Below are 11670 nucleotides of genomic sequence, written 5' to 3'. Positions count from 1 at the left end.
GAGGCCTAGAGAAAAGTTGGGTTTCAAATCCCCAGCAAAAGTATTCTTCGCTGCTATAAAGTAAATTTGCACTTGATACTTGAACCTGCACATAGTGATAATCGTTTAAGGGATATAATTGGACACTATAAATTTAGTACTTTTATCGCTATGTTCCTATTAACTTGAACTCGGGATAAGTTTCTTTTTATTACTTTATTACTCTAATTTATTTATCCTAAAACCCATTTAGCCTCAATCGTCTTAGATTGAGGCTAATCCTTTTATATAAAATGCAAACTGTTTCTTTAGAATAAAGAAAGTTGACCGTTGTGTTGTTCTATGCAGAAATCTAAATTGACTTCAGGTTTCTTTTCAAAGAAGCTATATGCAGCCATTGCTGATAATACATTCATAGCAAAATTAAGGACACTTCTATGTCTAGAGTGGACCAATTGAGCTACATTCTTCAGTTCGTCATTGATGGTTTCAATTACAGATCTTTTTCTTAAAAGCAGTCTATCATATATTGGGATTAACTTATTTTTCATATTACTTCTTATACCTGTTACCAAGTTAATCCCATCATTGAATAATTTTTCAAATAGTCCTTTAGAGATGTATCCTTTATCGGCAAATAACTTTCCAAATACATTGTCAGTAAGCCTATTAAAGACATTTTCATTTCTATCATCTACATTGGCTTTGGTAAGCATAAAGTTGAGGATTTCCCCTCGTTCATTACAGATAAGGTGCAGTTTAAATCCAAAATACCAATCCATTGTGCTTTTGCCTCTGGTAGCATAATTCTTAAAAACCTTATTGCGGTAAATACGTTTATTATGGCAGACTGGAATACAGGTAGAGTCAATAAAGCTAATACCAGTACATCTGCCAAAACAACATATTTGCAAGAACATCATCATTTCTACCGATACTCTAGCTTCAAGCTCCAAAAAACGATTATAGGATAACAGATGAAGAAACATATCTGCAAGATGCTCCTTTACAAAGAACATATAATAATGTTGAAAGTTACGATAAGAATTAAAATGGAAACAGATCATTATGGTTATGATTTCTGACTTGCTCATACGCCATTTACGACGGCGATGCTTACACTTGGCATCATTAGGAAGCCCTATTTTATCAATTTCTGACTCAAATTCTTTGCAAAAGTCATCTGCAATACAAAAGATTTCGGTAATTTTGTCTTTGGTAATCATCGCTATATAAATTGTAAGTTATTGACATTCAACTATAAATTTACAAAAATATAACGAGATTACCAACTTTTTTGAGTATTATTCTTATCCCGAGTTCAGGTGATTATTCAAACAAATAATTGTAATCGTTATATCGAACTCACGTAAAATATCAATTGGAGTGGCACTTGCACTCGCAGGCTCTCTCCTTTGTTGCGGAAGCGTTTGGCTTTGGCTGGCAGGGATATGTGCAAGAAAATTCCTCATTCGGTTACTCTTTACCATCGCTTTGGCTATCGCAGTGTACATTCTGACTTATGCCCTCATCATCGGGGGAATACTTTGGATACTCATTTCTTAAATACGCTCATATATGAAAAGAAGAAGCAAGATTTCTTAAACACCTTATCAATAACTATTAAAATAAATTATATATTCCTACGACATATTGGAGTATAAATTAAACCCAAATCGGTCATTAGAAAATTTCGCTTTCATTTTGTCAAAGAACACAAGATATATAGCAATTATAATGAGTGAAGTAATATATTTTCTTCAATAACTGATAGTAATTCATAACACTTTGCTCTCCAAAATCTCTAATGACCGATTTGGGTTAAAATACGAAACAAAAAACCGTGTATTTGTTACGGATGATTGTGTTCTGACAATTACAATTTTAATTTGTATGCCCATTAACTGTCAGACTAAATTGAAACCAATTCATATAAAATGTTTTTCTCATCTCTTTTTACGGTCTTTTCAATTGGTATTAGTCATTAAAATGGTAATTTATCGAAATCATCTGATCCTTCTTCATTTTCTTCAAATTGTTCAGAAAGAAAATTATTTTCAAGTTTCTTCTTGATTGCGAGAACAGCAGTTTTACCATTTTCCAATATGTCTTTGATTATTTTTTCAATCAAGAGTGATTGATTTTGATTAGTGCCAACCCATCCACTTTCTATAATTGTTTTAAATCCTGTATTATCTAGATATCTTCCTACATTGTCGTAACTAATTGCTTTTCCACCGTGTTTACCTTCAATACATTTGTCATTCTCTAGCATTTTAATGTAATCAAGAGGTATATACATTCCGGTACTTAAACCAACATTGTAAGGATCAAACTCTAATCGTGGACATATCTTGACAAAAAATGGATTTTCAGTAAACCTATAATCATTTATAAATCCATTGTCCCTCATTGATTTTAAAGACTTGATTATTGAATCCATTCGAGATATCTCTTCTGAAAATTGCAAATTAGGAAGCCTAAAAACAAACTTGTCCCCTTCTTTCTCCATGGTTTTATATTGAACCATAATAAAGCATTTAAAATCTTCATTGAAATAAATCAAATCAGTTCCTAAAAGTTCTTCTAATGGTAATCTATTTGCCAGCAAGACCGTGAGACGTGTTTTATCATTTTCAAATACTGAAGAGGAATATTTTGTTGATTTAATTAAATCAAAGCCCGGAATGTTCGATAAATCATTTATTATCATAGAATCTTCCCGAAGTCTTACTTGAGCAATACCATCAAGAAACGATAAAGGCTTTTCGCCCTCATCATAATCCCACCCTTGTGCATTACTCTTATCTATTCCGGCAATATTCATCGCTGTTAACACAGCTTCCTTTTGCTCTGCTAATGACTTCTTTACATTCTTAGAGAGTCTTGAAATCCTTAATTGCCTACTTTTGGAGTATTTGTCTAAGAATAAATTTGTTTCAGGGGATTTTTTCAAGAATGCACTAAGAAATTCTTCAAAGCTTCTAGGAGAAAATAGCCCTCCAGAGTTTATCTTATTAATCAGATGCGATTTCGCCCTAGAGCCTGTAGTATTAGCTATTTCGATAGCAGAAACAGACTTCTTGAGTTCAAATATATTTTCTATATTAAGTCTTCGTAAGTCTGTTCCTGCACGTACGCCACGTTTTCCCAGTCCTATATGAGTTATATTTCCAGATACATTTGTAATAAAACAGACTAATGGGACATGCCTCGGATGACTGAATTCCGGGACAGGTTCGGCAAATTTATCATATATATTCCCCTGAAAAGAGAAATACCTGCTTTCATTTAAGATTAAAAAGTAACCTGCAACTTTTGACATAATTATTATTTAGCATTCCATTTTTTAAGGATTCGAAGAATTACATACAAATTATCTACACACGCATATATCATCTGATAGCCTTGAGTAATACAAGGCAAACTTCTGTCAATTTGTATTAAGCTAAATGAGTTTTCGATATCGCTACTTGGCAAATGAGCATCGCCATGTCTTAATTCATAAACGCCAACAATAGGACTTAGAATTTTTCTAGCATCTTCCGGATGAATCTTTATTGCAAATAGATTTTCAATTGTTTTCAAAGAACCCCATTTTGTATTTTTAGGAGGAACTGCAATTTTTTGAACAGATTCTATATCGATATCATCCACTATTATTCTTGCAATATCTTTTGCTAGGGAGAATAGGCCTTTCTCATCAATAGCCCTAAATCTATTAATTGACTTAATTATTTCGCCAATGGAGTGATGACCTCTAAAAAAGCGAATATCTAATTGTTTTTTAGCTTCTTCGTTTATTTCATTTATTACTCTTTCTATAAAAGCCTCAGGAGCAAGGGTTGATGCAGGTTCTGCTTTAACCTGGGCCGCATGTAATTCTTTAGATATTCCACCTTCTGGAGCAATGTTGAACCCTGCCCAGATTTGCTGTTGCCACTCGGGCAAATATCCAACATCTTTCGCATAGACAGTAATTAATCCTAAATCATTCACTCCAAAATGAATTCCTCCATTCGGAGCACAAGAAACACTTCCGGTGTCTCTAGTATACCAATTCAAGAAACTGCCTCTTACAGACAATAAATTTGAAATTAGTTCTGGCTTAAACCAAAGCCATTTTCCTCCTTTAGTCAGGCTATTGCCACTCTCTTTTGTGCCTTCCTCATCAGTAATATAATATATATCAATGGGGTGTTCATCTCCTAAGATAATAGGACTTGACTTCGCAGGATTTATCCAGTCATATTTCCAAAGTTCAGACATTATTCTATATAATTTCTTCCCTTGAAAACTTTTCTCAAAAAAATCCGATTTCACATTTTCATCTGTTGGGAAAGAAGTCATATCAGGAACATCCTCATTTTCGTCAATGTCAATTCTTCCTACATGAGAAACTGCTATTTTTTGTCCAAAAGGAAATCCCCCTTCATGTATTTCCAATGTTCTGCATTCCCAAAAATCTCGTCCCTCTTTTTCATTTTTAGAAGTTCCTTTCCATGAGAGAACAGGGAAGTTTTCATAAATTTTATCCCTACTAAAATAAGAAGTTACATATAATCCACATTCTCTAGCACATAGGTAATCTTTTAAAAATTGATTCTTGATTTGCAATAATATTGGGCTTCCTTCTTGGTTCCTTTCGAGTTTGGCAACCTCTACATACCCTTTGCTTGGGCAAATCCAAATGTCGCCTTCTCTTTTTAGTCCTAAGCTTATAACCAAGTCCTGATGTAGATGCCATTCGTTACAATCCAAATTATTGTCAAAGCTTTGATTTAAAACCAAGTTTACTCCTTCTAAATCATCGTTGTAATAAACATCGGCAGGCACATATTTATCATCATGAAATGAGCAACTGTGAGTATGACTAATTCCAACATCAGTCCAATCTAGTTGTTCTGTAAAAGATTGTTTATCTATTGGCACCATTATAGAGCCATATCCAATAAACTCTTCAGTATAATCTATAAAGCCAAATCGAACTGAATTTCGAATTTCTTTCTCAGCTCTTAGTGGAACCCAAACTGACTTATCCAATTTGCGTTTTCTTAGATCCCGCATTTCAATCCATGACTGATCCATAAGTTATTCTCTCTTTGTAATTACTCTAAAAGTTTCTTAGTCCAAACGCCGACATCCTCAGCAGGAACTGCTATCCATAATAACTTCTTGGGGCGTGTACAAGCGACATATACAATTCTCATCTGTTCCAGTCCTTCTGGTGTTGCATTATATGCTTGAGGTAAAAGGGTTGCATAATTAAATACATCTTTCTTCACAAGAAAAACCAACATTCCTTCTAATGTCATCCCTTTGACAGAATGAATTGTTCTCAAATATTTGGGGATGTCTGTTGTAGTAATACCGTCCTCATGAAAAAGATTTGATATATTACTATCCCCTTTATTTGTATTTATAGAAAAATTTAAGCCGTTATTTCTTGCCTGCGCAATCCATTGAGATAATGTACAATTCGTATCAGGCAATTTGCGTATAAACTGGAATATTATATCTCGATAATTTCTGAATCCTAAGTTTTTAATCTTATTCCTTATAAACTCAATAGGTATGTAGGATTGACCTTCTTGCATTTTGTGGTATCCACGTTCTATTAAGGAGAATCCTTTTTTGTGTGCACCTTTGTTTATGAGATATTTTCCATGAACCAAATCTCTCACATAATAATATCCATGAACCCATGGTTTCTCATTCTGATCAGTTCTGGATTCATCCATTAACCCAAAATGTATTTCTCCAAATTTTCTTCCCCTATATGTAATAGCATAATGATCTTCACTAATGCCTAATTTCTGACATTCATTTACAAAATCATTTTTTATCTGATTTATAGAGTCTGATTGGGTTGAATGACCGACTATGGAAGGTATAGCTGGATAGTCAATATCTTCTTCAGATACAGATACCATATTACTGTTGAAGAACCGATTATTCACTCGACAAATATTGCTTGAGCTTCGTCGGTTTTCAGTCAGTTCTAAAGATGTCCAAGCAGGGCTATCATATTTTGCCATAAATAATGACGGTTCGGCCGTATTCCATTCAAATATGGCCTGATCGGGATCTCCCACCAAAAGAATTGAATTGACATTGGCTCTGTCTAATATATCAATCAATACCATTTGAATGGCAGTTGTATCTTGAGCTTCATCAACAATCAGTATCGGAAATTTTTGTGCAATGTTTTTTGCTATAACAGGATATTTCGTTAGAATTTTGTACGCTATATAGTTGGCGTCTGCTTGATTTGCTTTCCCCGATCTAAAATGAATTACTTTCATTTCAATCAGATCTGATATTACCTTTTTTAGATTCCCGTCTTTTTTATATGGATTATCCCAATCTGATTTTCTAAAATTAAATACATGGTAAGGTGCTAGCCGAAGGAGATTGTCACTTAAACCAAAGGAAACTTTGTCAAAATAATAGTTGGGGTCAATTATTTTTGTCCTATCATAATTTCTTATCGTTGCATCGTAATTAAACCAAGGGTTGTATTCGGTACCTATAACCTCTGGTCTCTTATTGCACCCCATAAATAAATGACCATATGGAAAGAAAATATAGTTGTTGATAAAACTATCTATAGTTCCAATGAAATGGGGATAAGTGACATTTGAAACTCCGAATTTCTGTATTCCGTTTTTTATTTCATCGCATGCAGTATGTGTGAAAGAAATTGCAGCAATGCCTTGATGCTTATTTAATTGATTATTGCATAATAACCTTGCAAGACGTGCTGTTACAGAGAACGTCTTCCCACTTCCTGGACAAGCTTTAACTACGATTCTGCGATCCGGACAATCTACAATTTCTCTTTGAGTGGGTGATAACCTTTCAAACATAGCTTATACCTCTATTGCCATTTCTTGGGAGATTTCTCGTGTTGGAACTACAAACTCTATAGCTGCTTTTATGTAAGGAGGAACATCAAAGCTATCTTCTCTCATCAATCTGTCATTCAACTGTAGCGCAAATTCAGCTTTATCTTTATTCGATTTTAATTTTTGCATCAGAACTTCTACATTAAAATCTCCTTGTAGATCTTGTGTGTCTGGATGCATGCTCCTATAAACAGTGCGCATTATGCTTCTGTTTATATCTGAAGTCTCAAATAAATCATGTTCAAAAGTGTTCGTAGCTAATGTAACTTCTAAATGGTTTTTCTTTAAGCCTTGAGCTATAACAGCTCTGTCCGACATTGCTTTATCTGCAGTTGGATCAGAGTCTGTTATAATAGCACATTTCGAAAAGAGTCGTTTGTTTTCATCATCATGATTATACAACTTTGCGAAATGTTCAAATGCTACGCCTCCAATATTTACAATTTCAACTCCATTCTTTTCCAAATCAATCTTACGAGGTTTTAGAAATTTGCGTGATAATATTGGTAATAAGATTGCTTCTGCAATGCCTTCAACCAATATAGTTCCATTAGCAAAGAACATTTGAGATTTGGTGGTATCCAGAAATTTCCTCAAATATTTTCTATTACTATTTGTATAATCTGCTTCACTAAGAATGTTAAAGCAAAATGCTTTGACATAGCTTCCCTGTCTCTGTAGTACTTTTACATTGTCTATGTCTGATTTCGCGGTAATTGTTGGAGAATGTGATGTAATGAATATCTGCAACCCTCTATTTGTGAGTGTGCTCAAATACTCAAAAAATGTATTTTGATATTGTGGATGAAGATGAGCTTCCGGTTCTTCCAAGAGTAGAGCATTGTAAATTTCTAATTCAGAATCTTCACACCGGTTCATTAGATCACCAAGAACAACGGAGGAAAAGATTAGATTATTTTCACCTAATCCATTTTGATATATCTCAAAATATTTTTGAAGACGAGGCTCTACTGGTTCTGTGTATATAGGTCTTCTAATTTCTATTCCTCGCACAACATCAGAAAATTTTCTTCCAACATAATTCATCTCTATTTGAGGAGATTTATCAAGGATGCCTGTTCCGTTAAGATGATCGTTGACCTTACTTTTTCCCTCACACAATATGTGTTTCCAGTCATATTCATCACTTTCAAAAACACTGTAAAGCTTTTCTGCTAAAGACTTTTTTATTTCATCACTTAGATTTATAGTGTCATCTCCTTTTCTGTATTTCGTCAATTTATTAAATAACTGAGCTGTCTTATTGTTATATGAATGAGGTTTTAAGCCACTTACTGCATCACGAAGAGGCCCTAAATAAGTGTAAAATATCTCCTGTAATGCTTCATAAGGAATTTGTTGTCCTTCATTATCGCCACCCCATACGCTTCTTTTAAAAAAACGCCTTCTCCCATTTTCTTCTAATGAGTATTTAAGATGAAATTGGATGGTTTGGAACTCTGGATTTTCAAAATCTTGTGAAATAAAGTCATAAAAACAGCATCTCTCAATTTCTGACTCGATCTCAAAAATAAGGTCAAATTGTATCTCTGTGTTGCATTTGTTAGGGTCAGAAGGGTTGAGATGAAGATCGGATTCTTGAATATAGATATTTACATCTGGTTTTCCATAGCCAAGACAGATCCTAAGAGCATCAATGATAGCTGTTTTTCCGGAATTGTTTTCTCCAATAATGATGTTAATGCCTTTATTAAAGAGTAAGGAAACTTCATCAAATACTCTAAATTTTTTTATTTTAAATTGCTTTATATACATGGTTGTTTGAATAAACGAAGTGTTTTTATTTAACGATTATACTGAAGTTCATTTTGTTTTATGCTTATTAGAAAGAATGCAACCTTCAATCAGTTTTCAATACTTGAAAGCAAATTTTTGCGGTATTCTCATCTGAGAAAAATGCTCTAACATCTGCTAAAATGGATCAATATAATTTCTAAATTCGGCTTTCCCATTTAATGCACGTGTTTTCTCTTCTGTATATATCCATCTTGAGGGGAAGCCATTTCCATACACATCTCTAAATCCATATTGATTGAAAAAAGTAACAAGTTTAGAACCAGAATGATATTCTGTTTCTTCATTTATTAGCTCTCTTAATTTTTCAATAGTCTTCTGCGATATGATCATATTTGTTATAAATTAGATTGCAAATTTACTCATTCATGGCGAGGAAGACGAATAAAACGGCAAGAAAACGCCCCTTGCAAGCTGATAAAACTCACAAGGGGGTCTCTGTACAATCAAGGAATATAAAACAGACCAAACTCTACTTTTTGTCTTTTGACAAGACTTTGCAGAATTTTGCTTTTGCAGCGGCAGATAGAGATAATTCTTTGTGGAAATCCCCATATTTTCCCTATAAAATTGATGTCTTACATAGGGAATTACAGTAGCTTCTTGAATTTCATCTCTGCCAATCTGTTGATTTCATCTTTGTAGGTCTCAAGATGATGCAGGATGATGTTCTCCACATAGATGCCGATAGTCATATCTCTATTCCTCATAGACATGACTATCTCCGCCAATGTATCCTGTAGCTCTTTGGCAATATAGATGGTCTTGCGATTTTTCAAAGTGTTGCGACAGATGAAAAGCGACTCATAATCGCCTTTGTCAGCCTTTCGCCTTTCTCTTCTTTGGATTCTTGAAAAATCCTTTGATATTGGCTCGTCATTTGGACGTTCTGATTCGACACCCTGCTCTTCTGATTGAGAGCGTTTTATCTCACGCTCTTTTCTTTTCATGGGAATACCCTGTGAAATAAGTTCTCGGATGGCAACGGGATCTACCTTGCCGTTTTGATTCTCTTTCATACTTACTTAATCTTATAGTCGTTATACAATTCACTGTCCGTTTCGTTGTCGGTATATTTACCGATGAAGATGAATATGTCCACTATCAATGATATGCCCAATAATCGGCTTGTATCAGTAGGGTTGCATCCTTCCGTTCATACCCTTTCTGCTTTCGCACATTCCCACGTTCGAGTGAAAGAATCAATGATATGCTCTTTGATATACACCCTCGCTCATATCGCTCATCGAAACGTGATATTATCGAAGACACATACCCTCACCGACATATTCGACAGTGCAAATATATGGCTCAGTGATGCTGTAATCAGCGTGATTTTCTTTAGTGCGTACTTGTGGCTTCGATTTGGTTAGTTGTGGCATCGTCTCACCTAATGGCTTTGGGGACAAGAGGTCGTAACTTTGCAACAAGCGATAAGTCGGTATTTCATGGCTTTGAAAACATACATTTCGGGAGAATAACATATCGTTTTTCGGGACGGATTTATTTGCTTCGGGGCAAATAGCATCCTAAGTTAATATGCAAATGGGATTAGATATTAAATTGATTATATGATAGATGTAAAGCCCCTTAGGTACTTATTTAGAGCACCTAACCCCCTTTTAGCCATTTCAACAACACACTTATCCTGTAAAGCAATCCGAGATGGCTAATTGTAAGAATAACTTTTAGTGAATCTTGTCACTAAGTGCTGGCATATCGATGTATATCAACGAATGGTGTCCCTCTCTTCACAATGGCAAACACTCTGGCTAATAGCTTATTCCTGACAATGTTAATTGTAGCCATTTTGCTCTTTCCTTCCGCTTGTCTACGCATATAGTATTCACGAAGTTCGGAGTCAAAGTGTATCGCAGCCATTGCCGCCAAATGAAGAAGCCTTTTAACTTGTTGGTTTGCTATCGCACTTACCTGTGTCCGCCCATGTACACTTGTGCCTGACTGATGTTCAAAGGGAGCAATCCCTGAATAACAGGCAAACTTACGCCAGTCTTTGAAGCGTGTAAAGTTGCAGGTGTAGACTATCAGAAATGATGCAACAATGAAGCCTATTCCTTTGACCGTTGTAATCAGCTCGAATGTAGTCTTTAGTGTATTATTGGAAGAGATTGTGGATCTTATCTCTCGCTCAATTCTACGAACTTCTTCTTTTAGGGTGATTAGAGTATTCTGATAGCTTAATGCGATAGTAGGCAACTCGCTTACAGACACGACTCTAAATAATTCTTTCTGAGCCATCGTGTAGCCAGCGATATTTACCATCATCTTGTCTCTCATGGTCAAGAGGAAGTGAAGTTTTTGAATATCCTTGGAGGGTAACTTCGTTGGAAGAATTTTATCGCTGAATCGATAGGCAAATTCAGCGATACGCTTAGCATCAACGATATCGTTTTTACCCCTCGTTATACCTAAGGAACGCTTGATTTCTAATGCTGGGACCATGGCATAGGTGGTACCCTCTTGCTCTAAGAACTGGGCAAGGGAGAGCGAATACAGTCCAGTATGCTCAAAGCAAATTAGGAGAGACTGCCAAGAGCAAGTAACATGCCCTTTAAGCCACTGAACAAGAGGTGCAAAGCCTGAGCTGTCGTTCCTAAACTTCCGATGCAGGCTTGCTTCTCGGATAAAGACATCGAGGCTCAGCTTCGAGACATCAATGCCAACATAGTTTTTGTACAACATACCTAATATTTTTTGTGATTGAGAATTCGTTGCTTGCGACTAAAGCTGTTAACAGACCTTGTGTCTAAAATCCTAACTGGTCCCAAGCAACAAAAGGCAGCCTGTGGGGACAAATGCCATCTAAAAGCCTTAAAGCTTAGCAAGGTGTAGTGTTCACCCCACAGCTGTTCCATAAACTTAACGTGAGTTCGGTATAAGCTTAGGCAACTAGGTCTTGACTATCAATGTGTTCTAGGTTTAGAGAAGGCTTCTTCTGGAGTGTTTG

General features: G+C 35.3%; 9 protein-coding genes. 1 reads left to right on the top strand and 8 read right to left on the bottom strand.

All coding sequences use genetic code 11. From position 1 onward, the window contains the following. Window positions 1-287: 287 nt before the first annotated feature. On the bottom strand, window positions 288-1205 hold the full coding sequence (locus tag HQ37_RS05680) for an IS982 family transposase (RefSeq protein ID WP_036881383.1): 918 nt from the start codon (window positions 1203-1205) through the stop codon (window positions 288-290). A gap of 130 nt (window positions 1206-1335) precedes the next feature. Between HQ37_RS05680 and HQ37_RS08495 the strand changes: the two genes are divergently transcribed. Next, window positions 1336-1545 carry a hypothetical protein gene (locus HQ37_RS08495; protein ID WP_081951781.1) on the top strand — a complete coding sequence of 70 codons (210 nt, stop codon included), beginning with the start codon at window positions 1336-1338 and terminating at the stop codon, window positions 1543-1545. A 418-nt stretch (window positions 1546-1963) separates the two neighbouring features. Here HQ37_RS08495 and HQ37_RS05675 read toward each other — a convergent pair whose 3' ends face one another. The 7 genes from HQ37_RS05675 to HQ37_RS05650 all read right to left on the bottom strand — a co-directional run bounded on the left by HQ37_RS05675 (window position 1964) and on the right by HQ37_RS05650 (window position 11405). Next, window positions 1964-3304 (bottom strand): hypothetical protein, encoded by a 1341-nt coding sequence (locus tag HQ37_RS05675; RefSeq protein WP_036881382.1) that lies wholly within the window; start codon window positions 3302-3304, stop codon window positions 1964-1966. A 5-nt stretch (window positions 3305-3309) separates the two neighbouring features. Then, window positions 3310-5067, bottom strand: coding sequence for a hypothetical protein (locus HQ37_RS05670; protein ID WP_036881380.1), 1758 nt, complete (start codon window positions 5065-5067; stop codon window positions 3310-3312). Window positions 5068-5087: 20 nt separating this feature from the next. After that, complete coding sequence (locus tag HQ37_RS05665; protein WP_036881379.1) at window positions 5088-6848, bottom strand: ATP-dependent helicase; 1761 nt, start codon at window positions 6846-6848, stop codon at window positions 5088-5090. A 3-nt stretch (window positions 6849-6851) separates the two neighbouring features. Continuing rightward, a complete protein-coding gene (locus tag HQ37_RS05660; protein ID WP_036881377.1) occupies window positions 6852-8663 on the bottom strand; it encodes an ATP-dependent endonuclease in 1812 nt (603 codons plus the stop codon). Window positions 8664-8819: 156 nt separating this feature from the next. Beyond that, complete coding sequence (locus HQ37_RS08220) at window positions 8820-9035, bottom strand: hypothetical protein (protein WP_018360925.1); 216 nt, start codon at window positions 9033-9035, stop codon at window positions 8820-8822. Window positions 9036-9292: 257 nt separating this feature from the next. Further along, window positions 9293-9721 carry a DUF3408 domain-containing protein gene (locus HQ37_RS05655; RefSeq protein ID WP_036881375.1) on the bottom strand — a complete coding sequence of 143 codons (429 nt, stop codon included), beginning with the start codon at window positions 9719-9721 and terminating at the stop codon, window positions 9293-9295. Between the two features lie 685 nt (window positions 9722-10406). Beyond that, window positions 10407-11405: an IS110 family transposase gene (locus HQ37_RS05650; protein WP_036881373.1), complete on the bottom strand. Its 999-nt coding sequence runs from the start codon at window positions 11403-11405 to the stop codon at window positions 10407-10409. Window positions 11406-11670: the final 265 nt, after the last annotated feature.

It is taken from the genome of Porphyromonas sp. COT-239 OH1446 (assembly GCF_000768875.1).
Taxonomy (GTDB): domain Bacteria; phylum Bacteroidota; class Bacteroidia; order Bacteroidales; family Porphyromonadaceae; genus Porphyromonas.
This window is presented reverse-complemented; position numbering and strand designations above follow the sequence as displayed.

What these genes read in the sequence shown, in the direction of transcription:
- HQ37_RS05675 (WP_036881382.1), bottom strand. Translation starts at nt 3,304, where the DNA reads ATGTCAAAAGTTGCAGGTTACTTTTTAATCTTAAATGAAAGCAGGTAT.
- HQ37_RS05670 (WP_036881380.1), bottom strand. Translation starts at nt 5,067, where the DNA reads ATGGATCAGTCATGGATTGAAATGCGGGATCTAAGAAAACGCAAATTG.
- HQ37_RS05680 (WP_036881383.1), bottom strand. Translation starts at nt 1,205, where the DNA reads ATGATTACCAAAGACAAAATTACCGAAATCTTTTGTATTGCAGATGAC.
- HQ37_RS05650 (WP_036881373.1), bottom strand. Translation starts at nt 11,405, where the DNA reads ATGTTGTACAAAAACTATGTTGGCATTGATGTCTCGAAGCTGAGCCTC.
- HQ37_RS05655 (WP_036881375.1), bottom strand. Translation starts at nt 9,721, where the DNA reads ATGAAAGAGAATCAAAACGGCAAGGTAGATCCCGTTGCCATCCGAGAA.
- HQ37_RS05665 (WP_036881379.1), bottom strand. Translation starts at nt 6,848, where the DNA reads ATGTTTGAAAGGTTATCACCCACTCAAAGAGAAATTGTAGATTGTCCG.
- HQ37_RS05660 (WP_036881377.1), bottom strand. Translation starts at nt 8,663, where the DNA reads ATGTATATAAAGCAATTTAAAATAAAAAAATTTAGAGTATTTGATGAA.
- HQ37_RS08220 (WP_018360925.1), bottom strand. Translation starts at nt 9,035, where the DNA reads ATGATCATATCGCAGAAGACTATTGAAAAATTAAGAGAGCTAATAAAT.